6 protein-coding genes are annotated in these 17772 nt (G+C 69.0%); all 6 read right to left on the bottom strand.

Annotated elements, in window-relative coordinates; all coding sequences use genetic code 11:
* Nucleotides 1–5 precede the first annotated feature (5 nt).
* Complete coding sequence (gspG, locus tag ACZK1G_RS03130; RefSeq protein WP_014035933.1) at nt 6–449, bottom strand: type II secretion system major pseudopilin GspG; 444 nt, start codon at nt 447–449, stop codon at nt 6–8.
* A 49-nt stretch (nt 450–498) separates the two neighbouring features.
* Complete coding sequence (gene xpsF, locus ACZK1G_RS03125; RefSeq protein WP_014035932.1) at nt 499–1719, bottom strand: type II secretion system protein XpsF; 1221 nt, start codon at nt 1717–1719, stop codon at nt 499–501.
* Between the two features lie 24 nt (nt 1720–1743).
* On the bottom strand, nt 1744–3465 hold the full coding sequence (gspE, locus tag ACZK1G_RS03120) for a type II secretion system ATPase GspE (RefSeq protein WP_101764923.1): 1722 nt from the start codon (nt 3463–3465) through the stop codon (nt 1744–1746).
* 136 nt (nt 3466–3601) lie between these two features.
* Nucleotides 3602–5455, bottom strand: a complete 1854-nt coding sequence (locus ACZK1G_RS03115; RefSeq protein WP_049443105.1) for a S8 family serine peptidase — start codon at nt 5453–5455, stop codon at nt 3602–3604.
* A gap of 157 nt (nt 5456–5612) precedes the next feature.
* Entirely contained in the window at nt 5613–12794 is a 7182-nt protein-coding gene (locus ACZK1G_RS03110) for an ESPR-type extended signal peptide-containing protein (RefSeq protein ID WP_101764922.1), read from the bottom strand.
* Nucleotides 12795–13233: 439 nt separating this feature from the next.
* Nucleotides 13234–17118 (bottom strand): phosphoribosylformylglycinamidine synthase, encoded by a 3885-nt coding sequence (gene purL, locus ACZK1G_RS03105; protein WP_101764921.1) that lies wholly within the window; start codon nt 17116–17118, stop codon nt 13234–13236.
* Nucleotides 17119–17772 lie beyond the last annotated feature (654 nt).

Below are 17772 nucleotides of genomic sequence, written 5' to 3'. Positions count from 1 at the left end.
CGTGGTTACGGCTGGTAGCGGATGTCAGCGTCGACGCTGCTGCCGCCGGCCTTGCCGTCCTTGCCCAGGCTGACCAGCTCATAGGGCTGGCCTTCGCCCGGCGCGCGGTACTCCAGCGCGTGGCCCCACGGGTCATTCAGGTCGGCCGGCTTGGCGTACGGGCCGAGCCAGCCGCCGACACCGGCCGGCGCCGTCACCAGGTCGTTGAGCGTGCCCGGCAGCTTGCCGGTATCGATCTGGTAGTTGTCGATCTTGGACGCGACGGTCTGCACCTGCGCCTTGGCGATGTTGGCCTTGCCACGGTCGGCGCCGCCCAGCACGCGGCTGGCGACCAGGGTCAGTACCGCGCCGATCAGCACGATGACGATGATGATTTCCAGCAGGCTCATGCCCGACTGGTTGCGCGCGGCGGTGAAGGAAAGGCGGATCGGTCGGCGACGGGCAATCATGGACGGTCCTTTCAGTTGCGGAGTGTCGGGGTTGCAGGGAGTGCCATCGTCAACCGATGGCGTTGGTCAGGTCGTACAGCGGCACCAGCACGGCCACGATCACCGCGCCGACCACCGAGGCCAGCACCAGGGTGATCGCCGGCACCATCGCCGCCAGCATGCGGTCGATGCGCCGGGCGCTGTCCTGTTCGAACGTATCGGCGGCTTTCAGCAGCATGGTATCGAGCGCGCCGGATTCCTCGCCGACCTGGATCATCTGCAGGGCCAGGCGCGGGAACCGCTTGCCGCGCGACAGTGCCAGCGACAGGCCGGCACCGTTTTTCACTTCATCGGCGGCCGTTTCCACGTCGGCGGCGAGTGCGCGGTTGCCCAGCACGTTGCGGGCGATGCCCAGCGCACCCAGCAGCGGCACGCCATTGCGCAGCAGCGTCCCCAGCGTACGCGCCAGCCGCGCGGTTTCCAGCTCGCCGACGAGGCGGCCGATGCCACGCCGCTGCAGCAGCCAGCCATCCAGCGCCAGCCGGAACGCGGGTTGCCGCGCCTTGCGCTCGAAGAACAACACCACCAGCGCCGGCACCACCAGCAGCAGCACCCACCAGTCGCGCACGAACAGGCCCAGCTGCAGCACGGCGTTGGTGAACCACGGCAGCGCCACGTCCAGGCTCTCGTACATCTGCGCGAACTGCGGCACCACATAGCCGAGCAGGAACAACAGCGCACCACCGACCACCACCAGCAGGATCGCCGGGTAGACCAGTGCGTTGATGACTTTGCCCTGCAGCGCGCGGCTGCGCTCGAGGTAGTCGGCCAGGCGCTGCAGGGTTTCATGCAGGCTGCCACCGGCCTCGCCGGCGCGCACCATGTTCACGTACAGGCGCGAGAACAGCCCATGCTGGCGTTCCAGCGCGGTGGACAGCGGTGCACCGCCGCGCACTACGTCGCGGATGTCGGTGATCGCGCGGCGTGATCGTTCGTCCTCGGGCAGGCCCAGCAGGATCGACAGCGCGCGATCCAGCGGCTGGCCGGCACCGAGCAGGGTCGCCAGCTGCTGGGTGAACTGCAGCAACGCAGCACCCTGCAGCGGGCGCTGCTGCAGCAGGTTGCGCCAGCTGCTGCCACCGATCGCGCCGGCATCGGCCAGCTGCGTCTCCATCGGCAGGTGGCCCTGGTCCTGCAGGCGCGCGATCAGCTCGGCCTCGCTGGCCGCTTCCATCTGCCCATCGAAGACCTCGCCATGCGGATTGAGCGCCTTGTAGCGATAGTTCGGCATGTCAGCCCCGGCGTCCTGCGCGCATCAGCTTTCCTCGGTCACGCGCAGTACTTCCTCGATGGTGGTCTGCCCGCTCAACGCCTTGGACAGGCCATCCTCGTACATGGTGCGCATGCCAGCCTCGCGGGCGATGCGCTCGATCTCGCCCATGCCATCGCGACGCATCACCGCGCGGCGCAGCGCATCGTTCATCACCAGGAATTCCATGATGGTGGTACGCCCCAGATAGCCGGTCGGCGCCAGTGCCGACGGCTTCGGGCGGTACAGGTGGATCGGCCCTTCCGGCTGCAGGCGGCGCAGTTCGAACCGCTCGATCTCTTCCGGCGAGGCTTCGTAGCGCTCGGCGTGGGTCGGTTCCAGCCGGCGTACCAGGCGCTGCGCCAGGATGCCGTTGATGGTGGAGGTGAGCAGGTAGTCTTCCACGCCCATGTCGAGCAGGCGGGTGATGCCACCGGCGGCATTGTTGGTGTGCAGGGTGGACAGCACCAGGTGGCCGGTCAGCGCCGACTGGATGGCGATGCGCGCGGTTTCCAGGTCGCGCATTTCGCCGATCATGATGATGTCCGGATCCTGGCGGACGATGCTGCGCAGCGCGTTGGCGAAGTCCAGGCCGATCTGCGGCTTCGCCTGGATCTGGTTGATGCCCTCGATCTGGTACTCGACCGGGTCCTCGACCGTGATGATCTTGACGTCGGCGGTGTTGAGCTGGCTCAGCGCGGTGTACAGCGTGGTGGTCTTGCCCGAGCCGGTCGGGCCGGTCACCAGCAGGATGCCGTGCGGCTGCTCCAGCACCTTGCGGAACTGCGGCAGGAAAGCGTCGGTGAAGCCGAGCCGGTGGAAATCGAACACCACCGTTTCGCGGTCGAGCAGGCGCATCACCACGCTTTCGCCGTGCGCGGTCGGCACGGTACTCACGCGCAGGTCCAGCTCCTTGCCCTGCACGCGCAGCATGATGCGGCCGTCCTGCGGCAGGCGGCGCTCGGCAATGTTGAGCCTGGCCATGATCTTGATGCGGCTGATCACCGCGGCGGTGAGGTTGGCCGGCGGGCTTTCGCCCTCCACCAGCACGCCATCGACGCGGTAACGGACCTTCAGCCGGCTCTCGAACGGTTCGACATGGATATCCGAAGTGCGCAGCTCCACCGCACGCTGGATCACCAGGTTGACCAGGCGGATCACCGGCGCTTCCGAAGCAAGGTCGCGCAGGTGCTCGATATCGTCGACCGCACCGCCCTCGCCATCCGCGGTTTCCACGATCGCGCCCATCGCGCTGCGGCCCTGGCCGAACCAGCGCTCGACCAGGTCATCGATCTCCGCGCGCATGCCCAGCACCGGCGTCACCGGAACCCCAAGCGCCAACTGCACGGCCTGCTGTGGATAGGCATCGTGGGCATCGGCCAGCCACAGCCGCACCCCGTGTTCATCCAACTCCAGCGGGCACACATGGAACTGCTTCAGGAAGCGCAGCGACAGCGGCAGTCCCTCGGCCAGCGCCTGCGGCGGGGCCTCCGGCACCTGCTTGCCTTCCAGCAGCGGCAGGCCCAGCACCTCGGCGCTGGCCTGTGCCTGGTCGCGTTCAGACACCAGGCCCAGGCGCACCAGCAGGCCCAGCAGGCTGCCACCGGCCTCGGCGTGCAACGGCCGCGCGCGTGCCAGGTCTCCTTCCTTGAGCCGGCCGCGCGCCAGCAGCGCATCCAGGATGCGGCCTTCGGCGTCGTCGGTAACGGTTGCAGCGAGCGCGTTCACGTGACTCTCCTGTCAATCGGCCCGACTTTAGCAGTTAAGCCGTGATTTCCGCCGCCCTGCGGCCACCTTTCGTAAAAAGACGAAGCCCGTCACACAGGATGACGGGCTTCGGCCATTCAACTACGACACAAGGTACTTACTGCGTGGCGAGAATGCTCACACCGTTGTAGGCGGCTTCGCCCACCACCTTGATGTAGTAGGTGCCGGCGGTCGGTGCCGTCACCCGCACCGTTTCCGAGGTGCCCGGACGCGTCGAGCGGGCGTCGCTGTCAGTGGCGCTCGGCTCGCGGCCCTTGGCCAGATACACCGACACGTTGCCGGTACCACCGTAGGTGATCACGCTGAGCTGCTTGCCGGCGACGGCTTCGAAGCTGTACAGCTTGCTGCTGCCGGCGGCGCCGTTCAGGCCACCGACCGCGGCCTTGTTGGTCAGCGGCGTGGCCACCGGCCCGCAGTTCTCGGTGCAGGGCTCTTCCAGTGCCTTGGCCAGCGCGGCCTTGGCATCGACGATACCGGTGCCGATCGGGGTGGCGGCCGGGATCGCGACCGGGAACGGACGCGCGGTTTCCTTCAGCAGGGTACGCATCGCGGCCGGGGTCAGCGGATCCTTGCCCTTGGCGATCAGCGCGCTCTGCACCAGTGCAGCGACGGCCGCGACATGCGGCGACGCCATCGAGGTGCCGCCCAGGCCCATGTAGCTGGGCGTACCCGACTCCGGCGTGGTGGCGGCGTTGGAGCCAGCCTGCCAGATGTAGCCGCCCGGATTGCCGTCGACGCTGCCGCCACCGCCCGGACCGGACAGGTCCACGCGGGTGCCGTAGTTGGAGTAGTAGGTGATGCCGCCGGTGATGCGGGTGGCACCGACGGTCACCACGCCGTCGCAGCTGGCCGGCTGGTACTTGGACGCGTTGTCGGTTTCATTGCCGGCGGCCACCACCACCGTGGTACCGCGCGAGATCGCGCCGCTGATCGCATCCTGGTAGGTGCTGGCGCAGGCGCCACCGCCACCCAGGCTCATGTTGATGATCTCGGCCGGATTGGTGTTGGCCGGGATGCCCGATACGGTGCCGCCGGAGGCCCAGGTCACGGCGTCGGCGATGTCGGAGAGGTAGCCACCGCACTTGCCGAGCACACGGACCGGCAACACCTTGGCCTTGTGCGCGACACCGGCCATGCCGACACCGTTGTTGGTCTGCTCGGCGACAGTGCCGGCCACGTGGGTACCGTGCCAGGAGCTTTCCTCGGCCAGCGAGCCGTCATAGCACTCGTTGTCGTTCTCGACCCAGTCACCGTAGTCCTGTGCGCCCGGCACGCGATCGTTGGTCGGGCGCCGCGAGGTCTCCGCATCGCTGATGAAGTCGTAGCCTTCCAGCAGGTTGCCGACCAGGTCGGGGTGCTGCGGCAGGATGCCGGTGTCGATCACCGCCACCACGATGCCCTCGCCCTTGGAGACATCCCACGCCGACGGCGCGTTGATGCCACCGGTGGCGTTGTAGTAGTGCCACTGGTACTGCTGGTACAGCGGGTCGTTCGGCACCAGCGCCGGCTGCACGTCACCGGCACGCAGTTCGGTGCGGCGCAGCTTCACGTCGGCTTCGGCGTACTGCACCGACGGATCGGCCTTCAGTTCCTTCAGCACACGCTGCAGTTCGGCAGGCGCCAGGCGGCCCTGCACACGGATGAGGTCCGCACCGGTAGACAGCTTGCGGACCACCTGCGGGCCGAGCGTGCTGGCGCGGGACGTACCGCCGGAGAGGCTGGCACGGCTCAGTGCGGACTGCACGGTGGACAGCTTCGCCGAGCGGTCGGTGGCGGCAGCAGCACCAGCCCGGTACTTGACGATGATGCGCTGGGTGCCCGGCTCGGCGGTGCTGGCCTGGCGCACCGGTTCACGGGTCGGCAACCCGGCGGCGTGGACGGCACCGACCGCCGTCATCGACAGCACGGCGGCGGCAAGCACATTGATGCGAAGGTTCTGCTTCTTGATCACGTCGAATTCCTCTTCTGGGTCATGGATCGAACCAACACTGCGGCCATCATTCCTTGACGACTCCCGGCCGGCCCAGCCGGGATTGCCGTGACCTCCCCCCAGGCCCTCACTGCAGGTACGGCGCCGGCGTGGGTGGCCGCCGGCGCAATGGAGTGGCTTACCAGCCGAAGCCAGCACCGACGCCGACCGAACTGTCGTCGCTGCTGAAGGCACCGCCGAAGGTGACCGTGGCGCGATCGCTGATCGCACGCTGGTAACCCAGCGACAGCGCCGATTCGCCGCCCTGGAAACCGATGCCGACACCAACACGGTTCTGGGTGCGGATACCGGCGGCACTGGTGGCCATGTTGAGCATCGCTGCGCTCATCGCGCCCTGGCGGTCGATGCGGCGGTCCATGTGGCGCAGGCGTCCATCGATCTCGCCCTTGAACACATCGAAGCTGTCAGCAACGGCTTTGACGCGGCTGTCGGTGTAGCTGTTCGCCGTTGCCATGCCGCGGTCCAGCTGGCCCTTGTTGACGGCGTCGGTGGCGGTGGTGCCAGCGGCGACGTTGGTGACCTGGCGTTCGTTGCCTTCGCTGCCCACCGAGACCGTGTTGGCACGATCGGCGACCGAGCCCTGTCCCAGCGCAACGGCATTTGCCGCAGTCGCATTGGCGCCCTGGCCGATGGCCGTGGACGAAGCGCCGCTGGCCACTGCGCCATCGCCCATGGCCACGGCGTTGAAGCCGGTGGCCGGGGTGCCAACCGGAATGCCCGCCCCCGCCGCGGCCACCGTCGGCGTGCCCTGCACGCGTGCGGTACTGGCCGGTGCGGCATCGGCCGTTGCCGGTGCGTCGGCCACGCTGGCCAGCGGGCTTTCATCCAGCGACGCACTCATTGCACGCAGGCTGGACGCGCCTGCGCGGGTGCCACCCGCAGTACGACGGTCAATCTCGCTGACCTTGCGGTCCAGCGCCCCCAGCGCATCGCCGACGTTGCCGTAGGTGGCGCCCTGGATCACGTAGTTCGGCGCCACGAACACACCCTGCATGCCGACGCTGGCGCCACCGCCGAGGAAGCTGGCGGCATCGCTGAGCGACTGGAACAGCTGCCCGCCATTGATCGCCTGGCGGCTGCCGGCGGCAATGTTGCCCGCGCCGACGTTGTCGATGGTGGTGCCCTGGAAGCCGGACAGGGTCAGGCGGTCACGGCTGGCGTCGTCATAGCCGACTGCACTGGCCGCCGTGGTCTCGACCGTGGCGATGCGCGAGTCGAAATCACCGACGCGGGTTTCCACTGCGCCCACGCGCTGGTTGGTGACGTTGAGCTGCGAACCGGTGATGGCATCGCTGCTGCCGGCGGCGATGCGGCCATCGGCCACATTGACGATGCGGCGCGTGGCCGGGCCGTCGGTGCCGTTGCCACCACCGACCGACACCACGTTGGCATCGAGCGCTCGCGAGCCCGCACCCAGCGCCACCGAGTTCGCACCGGACGCGCCGGCACTGTTGCCCAGTGCAAGCGCACCATTACCGATGGCCATCGCGTTGGCACCCAGCGCATTGCTGCGTGCGCCGCTGGCACTCGCGGCCGAACCGATCGCGGCGGCATCACTGCCGCTGGCACTGGCGGTACCACTGCCGGTGGCCTTGATGTAACGCGCCGTGCCATCAGCCGTTGCGGCAACCGCATCAAGCTGGCCGCGGTTGACCGCATCGGTGCGCTCGGTACCGGCGGCGACACGGGTGATCTGACGATCACTGGTGCTGCTGCCCACCGACACGGTATTGGCACGGTCGGCCACCGAGCCAGCGCCCAGTGCGATGCTGCCGGCCGCAGACGCATTGGCACTGACACCCACTGCGGTGGCATTCGCGCCGGTGGCCTTGCTGCCGTAGCCGACCGCCGTACCGAGGCGGCCACTGGCTTCGGCATAGCTGCCCAGCGCCGAAGCGCCATCGGCCGAGGCAGTGGCGCGGAAACCACTGGCCTGCGACTGCGTGCCGCTGGCCGTGGCCTGCGCACCGCTTGCCGTGCTGTAGGCGCCCTTGGCCTGGGCGCCAGCACCACTGGCGCTGGAACCGAGTTCGCTGGCGCTGGCGCCGCTGCCCACCGCCACGCTGTCGACACCACTGGCCTGTGCGTTGGTGCCCAGTGCCGCCGCGTTGTTGCCGGTCGCCAGGGCATCGACGCCTACCGCCGTGGCGTTGGCGGCCATCGCGTTGGCACCACTGCCCAGCGCGGTGGCGCCATTGCCGATGGCGTTGGCCGCGTTGCCGGCGGCCAGTGCGTTGTCACCGTCCACCAGGGCACCGGCCTCGCCATCGGCGTTGCCGCTGGCCTGGAACTGGCGGCTGGTCTTGTCGGCGACGCTGGCAACGGCATCGAGCTGGCCCTTGTTCACCGCGTCGGTAGCGTCGGTACCGGCTGCCACATGAGTTACCTGGCGTTCGCCACCGGCTTTGCCGACGGCCACGGTGTTGTCACGGTCGGCCTTGGAGCCGGCACCGAGGGCGACGCTGTTGCTGCCGTTGGCGGTGGCATTGGCCCCCAGGGCCGTGGCATTGCTGCCGGCGGCCCACGAGTTCCAGCCGATTGCAGTGGCGTAGTCTTCGGTCGCCCATGCGCCGGCACCAAAGGCAGCGGCACCGGTGCCGCTGGCACGCGACGGGATCAGGCCGAAGAAGGTACTGCCACCGATGGCCACGCTCTCCTCGCCGCTGGCCTCGCTGGACTGGCCCACCGCCACGGCACCGGTACCGGCTGCAGCAGCACCGAAGCCGACGGCGGTCGTGTTGGCACCGCTGGCCGCCGAGCCGTAGCCCAATGCGGTGCCGAGGCGTCCACTGGCCTCGGCATAGCCACCGACGGCAGTGGTGCCATCGGCGGAAGCGGCACTACGGAAGCCGCTGGCCAGTGCCTGCGTGCCGCTGGCGTTGGATTCGGTGCCGGTTGCCGTGCTGTACGCACCGCTGGCCTGTGCACGTGCACCTACCGCGCTTGCGCCCAGTTCACTGGCGCTGGCGCCAGTGCCGAGCGCAAGGCTGTCTTCACCGGTGGCCTGTGCCGTGCTGCCCAGCGCCGCCGCGTTGTTGCCGGTGGCCAATGCATCGATGCCCACGGCCGTGGCGTTGGCAGCCAGCGCGTTGGCACCGCTGCCAAGTGCGGTGGCACCGTTGCCGATGGCGTTGGCCGCATCACCGGCCGCCAGCGCGTTGTCACCCTCGACCAGTGCTCCCGTTTCGCCATCGGCATTGCCGCTGGCCTGGAACTGCCTGCTGGTCTTCTGCGCCGCGGCGGCCACCGCGTCGAGCTGGTTCTTGTTGACCGCGTCGTTGCCCTGCGTGCCATCGGCCACGTTGGTGATCTGGCGGGTGTTGCCACCACCGCCTACCGATACGGTGTTGTCGCGGTCGGCGATCGAATCCGCACCCAGCGCCACGCTGTTGGCACCGCGCGATTCAGCGGCGTTGCCCAGCGCGGTGCTGTTGATGCCGCCGGACCAGGCGCCGCCACCGACGGCGGTGGAGTAGTTGCCCGATGCCTCGGTGGCCAGCACGCCGAACAACGAACCACCGACGGCGACGCTGTTGGTGCCGGTGGCCAGGCTGCCCTGGCCGGTGGCCGTGCTGTAGGCGCCCGACGCTTCCGAGTCGCCACCCAGCGCCACGCTGTTGGAGCCGGAGGCATTGGCGAAGTTGCCGAAGGCGGTGGCGTTGAAGGCCGATGCCTGTGCATAGCCACCGATGGCGGTGCTGTAGCCGCCGGTCGCTTCGGCGCCGATGCCGAACGCTGCCGACGCGGTGCCACTGGCCACGCTCTCGCTGCCGACCGCAGTGGCGCCACTGCCACTGGCGTTGCTGAAGTAACCCACCGCCACGGCCTCCTCGCCGGAGGCTTCGGACAGCACGCCGGTAGCGGTGCTGCCTGCGCCGCTGGCGATGCTGGCCGCACCGAACGCCGCACTCTGCTCGCCACTGGCCTCGCTTTCCGCACCCTGCGCGGTCGCATATTCACCGGTCGCCTGTGCGTTGGCACCGACCGCACTGGCGTTGGCGCCGCTGGCCAGGGCGTTGAAGCCCAGTGCCTGCGCGTTGTTGGCCAGCGCGTTGGCGCCGCTGCCGAGTGCGGTGGCCCCGTTGCCGATGGCGTTGGCTGCATCACCGGCGGCCAGCGCGTTATCACCGTCCACCAGTGCACCGGCCACATCACCGCCGTTGCCGCTGGCCTGGAAGAAGCGGCTAGTGGTGGCTGCTGCGCCTGCCACGGCATCCAGCTGCGCCTTGTTCACCGCATCGGTAGCCTGGGTACCGGCAGCGACATTGGTCACCTGGCGTTCGTTGCCAGTGCTGCCCACCGACACCGTGCGCGCACGGTTGGCGACCGAGCCGGCGCCCAGTGCGACGGCGTTGCTGGCGCTGGCGTTGCTGCCGGCACCGAGTGCGATCGCGCTTTCACCGCCAGCCACCGTGTTGGTGCCGATGGCGATGCTGTTGAGGCTGTTGCCCAGCGCCTGGAAGCCAAGCGCCACGCTGTTGTCGCCATAACCGAATGCGCCGCGACCGACGGCGGTGGAGCTGGCGCCGTTGGCCCAGCTGTTGTAACCGATGGAGGTCGCACCACTGCCACTGGCCCAGGCCGCGTTGCCGAATGCCGAGGCATTGGTGGCCGTCGCCCATGCGCCGGAACCGAACGCACTCGCGCCGCTGGCGGTGGCCCAGCTGTAGCCGCCGACGGCGGTGCTGTCGTCACTGCTGGCGAAAGCGCTGTCGCCGACCGCGACCGCGTAGCTCCCGGTCGCACGCGATTTGCCACCGGCCGCGAAGCTGTTGTCTCCGCTGGCCTTGGCGGCATTGCCGAACGCACTACTGGCAGCGCCGGTCGCCTGCGCACCGCTGCCGACCGCCGTGGCGTCGGCAACGGCGGTGGTACCCACCTGCTGCGCCGTGCCGTCGGCACCGATGATCGGCTGGTTGTATTCGTCGTAGGCCTGGCCGAGGCCACCGATGGCGACCCCGCCATTGCCGGTGGCGTTGCTGTTGCGACCCACCGCCACGGCGTCATCACCGATGGCCGAGGCCGCTGCGCCATGCGCGACCGCGCCGGCGCCGATCGCATTGCTCGACGAACCCGCCGCAACCGCACCTTCGCCCTCGGCCAATGCACCGGCATCGCTGCCTGCTTCCGGCTGCGCCTGGAAGAAGCGCGCGGTGCTGTCGGCGGTGCTGGCCACGGCATCGAGCTGGGCCTTGTTCACTGCATCCGTCGCTTCGCTGCCAGCGGCAACGCTGGTGATCTGCCGTTCGTTGCCGGCGCTGCCCACCGCCACGCTGTTGGCGCGGACGGCTTCGGAGTTCGCGCCCAGTGCAACGCTGTTGGGACCGCGTGCGGTGGCGTAGTAGCCCACGGCGGTGCTCTGCGCGCCGCTGGCCCAGGTCTGCGCGCCGAGCGCGCTTGCGTTCTCACCCGGGGCGTAAGCGAAGTAGCCGACGGCGGTGGATTCCGCACCGGACGCTTCGGTCAGGCTGCCGTTGGCCACCCCGCGATCACCGCTGGCGATGGCGCCGGCGCCGACGGCGGTGGCCGCTTCGCCGCTGGCCTGGGTCTGCACGAAGAAGCCCAGGCCCGGAATCAGATCGGCCGGGCCGCCGATGGCCACGCTGCTGGTGCCGGTGGCGTTGCTCTGCGTGCCCAGCGCAGTGGAGTAATCACCGATGGCATTGGCAACCGCACCGAACGCGGACGACTGCGCGCCGGCGGCATACGCACCAACGCCATAGGCCGACGCGGCGAATCCACCGGCCTCGGCACTCGCACCCACGGCCGTACCGCCGACACCGGCACTGGTGGCGCCGGTTTCCACCGGCACGCCGCCACTGGTGATCAGCGGATTGCCATTGGCATCCACCGCAGCACCACCCACGGCGACACTACCCGGGCCGTTGGCCTGCGCGTTGTTGCCGAACGCGGCACTGTTCTGGCCCGTGGCCAGCGCGTTGTTGCCAACGGCGGTGGCGTTCTGCGCGACGGCGGTAGCACCGGCGCCCACGGCCGTCGCGCCCTTGCCGATCGCATTGGCGGCCTCGCCGGCCGCCAGCGCCTCGTCGCCCTCGGCCAGTGCACCCGCATCACTGTTGCTGCTGCCGTTGGCCTGGAAGCGCTTGGCGGTGGCATCGGCCACGGCGGCGACGCCCTTCAACTGGCCGACGTTGACCGCATCGGTATCTTCAGTTCCCGCGGCGACGCTGGTGATCTGCCGGGTCAGGCCGTATTCGGCGGCGCCGACAGAGACGGTATCGACGCGGTCGGCCAGCGAGCCGGCGCCCAGCGCCACGCTGCCGGTAGCAACCGCGGCCGAGTTCGAACCCAGCGCTGTGCTGTACTCACCGACGGCGGTGCTGAACGCACCCACCGCGATCGATGCTTCGTTGGCGGCGGTAGCGCCGCGACCCAGTGCGGTGCTGCCCGGGCCCATCGCCACGGCACCGCCGCCGACAGCCGTCGCGCCATCAGCAGTGGCTTCGGACAGCGCACCGAGTGCGGTGGCCGCGCCGTTCTCGCTGGCTGCGGTAGCGCTTGCGCCGACCGCGGTGTCGCCGAGACCGAATGCCGCCGCGCTCTGCCCGACCACCACGCTGGCGTCGCCGATGGCCAAGGCACCCTGGCCGAAGGCACTGGCACCGAGACCGGCGGCAATGGCCTGCGTGCCAATGGCGGTGGTGGCGTTGGCCAGCGACTGTGCACCGGCGCCGGCCGCGACTGCGCCCTGCCCCTCGATCTTCGCCGCGTCGCTGTCATCGCCTGCGCCGTCGGCCTTGAAATAGCGGTTTCCATCTGCGGCGACATCCGCCAGCGCGGCCTGCGTGGCGCGCGCCTGCGCATCCAGCTGCGCCTTGTTGACCGCATCAGTGCCCTGGGTACCCGCGGCCACGTTGGTGATCTGCCGTTCCTTGCCGGCATCGCCGACGGATACGGTGTTGGCCCGCGTGGCCTTGGAGCCAGCGCCCAGCGCCACGCTGTTGGCGGCGCTGGCACTGCTGTTGCTGCCGATCGCCACCGCGTTGCTGCCCTTGGCCGTGGCCGAGCCTTCGATCAGGCACTTTTCCAGCAGCTTGCCGCTGAATGCAACGCAGGTGGCGCTGCCGCCGATCTGCACCGACTGTGCCGTCGCGCTGCCGCTCATGCCCAATCCCAATACCAGGCCCAGTGCCACCGCCAGCAGTGCGGGCGTGGCCTGTGTCGCATCGCGGCGCTGGTCGACGACCCCGCCACTGCTGCTGTCGGAGGAGGCCAGTTCCGAGGCCACCACCAACTGACCCAATGCTTTGTTCCAGACCTTGCGATAAATCCGATTCATCGGTACGGCTCCTGATTGGACTGGTTTTGGGCAAAGCAACGCCACCGCTGGGCTTTCCGGCCCAACGTCCCCTGGGGGCGTTTATTCGCGTGATTTACTGCGGGGTATTGCCGAACGGCGCGCAGCGACAGAAAACCGAGCGCGTGCGCCAACCGGTTACTGCGAAATGAATGATTCTGAAACGGGGTTCAAGTGTTAACGGCAACTTTGCAGATCGTCAAGACTTTGACACGACAAATCCTATTGCCGTGAAGCAGTTCACTATTTCACGTGTTTATAAAAGTATTTTGTTAGGTATACGTGACGAACTGTTGGCGCATGAAAACGGATGTAACTAGCGGGCAGAACAGGAATTTCACGCACGCAAAGAAAAACCCGCCGACACAGCGGCGGGTTTCTCCATACGCGATGGCATTGCGGCCTGCGCGGAACGATGCGATCAGCCGCACCACACCCGCGCGTTGCGGAACATGCGCATCCACGGCGAATCACCCTGCCATTCAGCCGGTGCCCAGCTCAGGTTGAGCGCGCGCGGGGTGCGCTCCGGGTGCGGCATCATGATGGTGACGCGGCCGTCGCTGCTGGTCAGGCCGGTGATGCCGTCGGGCGAACCGTTCGGGTTCAGCGGATACTGGCTGGCGATGTTGCCATGGCCATCGATGTAGCGCAGCGAGACGCGGGCGGCAGCCTGGTCGACGGCGTTGTCGAACACGGCCTGGCCTTCGCCGTGCGCCACCGCTACCTGCAGGCGCGAGCCGGCCATGCCACGCAGCAGGATCGACGGCGATTCCACCACTTCCAGCAGCGCAGTGCGGGCTTCGAACTGCTCGCTGGCGTTGCGGCGGAACTGCGGCCAGTGCTCGGCACCCGGGATGATGTTCTTCAGCTGGCTCATCATCTGGCAGCCATTGCACACGCCCAGCGCAAAGCTGTCTTCGCGCGCGAAGAACGCGGCGAAGGCATCACGCAGCGCGCTGCGCTCCAGGATCGAGGTGGCCCAGCCACGGCCGGCACCGAGCACGTCGCCGTAGCTGAAGCCGCCGCAGGCGACCAGGCCAGTGAACTCCTGCAGCGCCACGCGGCCTTCGATCAGGTCGCTCATGTGCACGTCGAAGGCGCGGAAGCCGGCACGTTCGAAGGCGTTGGCCATTTCGATCTGGCCATTGACGCCCTGTTCGCGCAGCACGGCCACGCGCGGGCGCGCACCGGTGCTGATGAAGGGTGCAGCCACGTCTTCGTTGAGGTCGAAGCTGAGCTTGGGCTTCAGGCCCGGCGCAGTGAAGGCACGGGCGACCTCGCGCTCGGCATCGGCGTTGGCCGGGTTGTCGCGGCGCTTCTGCATCGCGTGGGTGACCGACCACCAGGCGTCGAACAGCGCGTCCCAACGCCATTCGGCCAGGTTCTCGCCGCCCAGCGACACGCGCACCACCGGCGCGGTGGTCGGCTTGGCGATGCGCTGTGCGCATTCGGTCAGTGCGTGGCGCTCGACCAGGTCGGCGAAGGCAGCGCGGTCTTCGCGCGCGATCTGCACCACCGCCCCCAGTTCTTCATTGAACAGGCTGCGGAACGGATCATCGCCCCAGGCATCAAGGGTGATGTCCAGGCCCAGGCGCGAGGTGAACGCCATTTCGCACAGGGCGGCGAAGGCACCACCGTCGCTGCGGTCGTGGTAGGCCAGCAGCAGGCCGGACTGGCGTGCATCGCGGATCAGTTCGAAGAAGCCACGCAGGCGCTGCGGGTCGTCCAGGTCCGGAGCGGCACCGGCGAAGGCCGGCAGGTCGCCGTGGTCGGCATGCACCTGGGCGAGGATCGAACCGCCCAGGCGCTGCTTGCCGGCGCCGAGGCCGATCAGCCACAGCTCGCTGTCCACGTCGCGGTCGAGCAGCGGGGTCAGCTGCTGGCGCACGTCGGCCACCGGCGCGAACGCCGAGATCACCAGCGACACCGGCGACACGCTCTTGTACGCTTCGCCCTGGTCGTGCCACTGCGCCTGCATCGACAGCGAGTCCTTGCCGACCGGGATGCTGATGTCCAGCTGCGGGCAAAGTTCCATGCCCACCGCCTTCACCGCGTCGTACAGCAGCGCGTCTTCGCCCGGGTGGCCGGCCGCGGCCATCCAGTTCGCCGACAGCTTGATCTCATCCAGCGCATCGACCGGGGCCGCGCACAGGTTGGTCAGCGCTTCGCCCACCGCCATGCGTGCCGACGCAGCGGCGTCGAGCAGGGCCAGCGGGGTGCGCTCGCCGATCGACATCGCTTCACCGGCCACGCCATCGAAGTCGGCCAGGGTGATTGCCACGTCGGCCACCGGCAGCTGCCACGGGCCGACCATCTGCTCGCGCGCGGTCAGGCCGCCGACGCTGCGGTCACCGATGGTGACCAGGAAGTTCTTCGAGGCGACGGTCGGGTGCGCGAGCACGCGCAGGCCCGCTTCCTGCAGGTCCAGGCCGCCGGTCTTCAGCGCCGGCCAGCGCGGGGCCGGCGGGTGCGCGGTGTCGCGGTGCATCTTCGGCGGCTTGCCGAACAGCACGTCCATCGGCAGGTCGATCGGCGCATCGGCCGGGGTGTGGCCCGGCACGGCACCGTAGGCCACCACCAGGTGTTCCTCGGCGGTGGCCACGCCAACCGCGGCGAACGGGCAGCGCTCGCGGGCACACAGCGCGGCGAACTCGGCCAGGCGCTCCTGGGCCACGCCCAGCACGTAGCGCTCCTGCGACTCGTTGCACCACAGCTGCATCGGCGACAGCGACGGATCGTCGGTGGGCACCTTGCCCAGGTCGATGACACCGCCGACCTTGGAGTCGTGCAGCAGTTCCGGGATGGCATTGGACAGGCCACCGGCGCCGACGTCGTGGAAGAACTTGATCGGGTTGTTGGCCCCCATCGCCACGCAGCGGTCGATGACCTCCTGGCAGCGACGCTCCATTTCCGGGTTGTCGCGCTGCACGCTGGCGAAGTCCAGGTCCTCGGCGCTCTCGCCCGAGGCCACCGAACTGGCCGCACCGCCGCCCAGGCCGATCAGCATTGCCGGACCGCCCAGCACGATCACCGCGTCACCGGCCTGCAGCTGGATCTTGTCGACCTGCACGCGATCGATCGCGCCGAGGCCACCGGCCAGCATGATCGGCTTGTCGTACGCACGCACCAGATCGGCGCCTTCCGGCAGCTCGAAACTGCGGAAGTAGCCGAGCAGGTTCGGGCGGCCGAACTCGTTGTTGAACGCAGCACCGCCGAGCGGGCCATCAGTCATGATTTCCAGTGCCGGCGCCATGCGCGGGTTCAGCGCGCGCGGCGCTTCCCACGGCTGCGGCAGCTCGGGAATGCGCAGGTGCGAGACCGAGAAACCAGACAGGCCCGCCTTCGGCTTGCCGCCGCGGCCGGTCGCGCCCTCGTCGCGGATCTCGCCACCGTTGCCGGTCGATGCGCCCGGGAACGGCGCGATCGCGGTCGGATGGTTGTGCGTTTCCACCTTGATCTGGAACGCGCTGGGCACCTGCGGCTCGCGGCGGTATTCGCCACTGGCCGGATCGGGGCGATAGCGCGAGGCCGGATGGCCTTCGATCACCGCGGCATTGTCGCTGTACGCGCTGAGCGTGTGCTGCGGGGTCTGCTGGTGGGTGTTCTTGATCATCCGGAACAGCGAGCGGTCCTGTTCCTGGCCGTCGATGGTCCAGCTGGCGTTGAAGATCTTGTGGCGGCAGTGCTCGGAATTGGCCTGCGCGAACATCATCAGTTCGACGTCGGACGGCGCGCGTCCGAGCGCGGTGAAGCGTTCGCGCAAGTAGTCGATCTCGTCCTGGGCCATGGCCAGGCCGAGGCGCTGGTTGGCGGCCTCCAGCTGGTCCACCGGCACGCGCTCCAGTTCACCCCGGGCCGGCGCCGAGAACAGCGCCTGGCCCTGTTCCACGGTCTCCAGCACCGACTGCGTCATCGGGTCGTGCAGCGCCTTGACCAGCGCCTGCTGGGCGGCGGCATCGGCCGGCCAGCCCTGCACGTCGATACGCAGGCCACGCTCGACCCGGCTGACCGGCTGGCCGGCACCGCGGACCAGTTCGGTGGCCTTGCTCGACCACGGCGACAGCGTGCCCAGGCGCGGCACCACGATGCGGCTGACCGCGCCGTCGGCCACGGCTTCGGCCTGCGGCGCCGCTTCGAGGATGCGGCACAGGGTGGTCAGGTCGGGGGCGGCGCTGCCTTCGGGCTGCACGAAGTAGACGTGCCAGGCGCCGCTGATGCGCAGGGAGGGAGCGATGGACTGCAGGCGGGATTCAAGACGTTCGCGGCGGAACGGCGACAGGGCGGGCGCGCCCTCGAGGACCATCATGTCCGGGGAACCGTAGTTGGGAAACGGGCCCGACATTGTACCGGAAGCGGGGGAAGGGCTCTGGCCGGGCGGCGCCCGGCACCCGCCGAGGCCAAGGCAACGGCAACGGCAACGGCCAAAGCAAAAGCGGGGTTCCCGTGGGATGGCGGGGTGGGTCCGGTGGCGGGGGACGCCGTAAACCCATCCCTGGGGGCTTGGCCGCGGCATCCATGCCGCGGACACCCCCGCCACCGGACCCACCCCGCCTTCGACAGATTTCCGCGATCTGCAGTAGATCCACGCCATGCGTGGATGCTCCCCGGTAATGCCGGCCGCTGGCCGGCAACCAGGGAACATCGGAAATCAGGCATTGAAGAGCGAAGCGACCGGCTTCTGCTTTTGATTTCTTGTTCTGTCTTCCGTGGCTGGCCGCGCAGGAACCTGTCAGGGGCCGGGCGGGTGGGCATCGCGGGGGTGTCCGCGGCATGGATGCCGCGGCCAAGCCCCCATGGACGGGTTTACGGCGTCCCCCGCGATGCCCACCCGCCCGGCCAAACCCATGAATTCGCGTGCCGACCAGCCACGAGGGGCTCCGCCGATGGCCGCCGACCGCGCGCAGCGCCGCCCTCCGCCCGAATCCCCGAACCATCCGCTTGCTCACGGATTGACCACACG

Source organism: Stenotrophomonas sp. 109824_Sma, assembly GCF_056480025.1.
The sequence above is the reverse complement of the archived record's forward strand: the minus strand, read 5'-3'. Positions and strand labels throughout refer to the sequence as shown.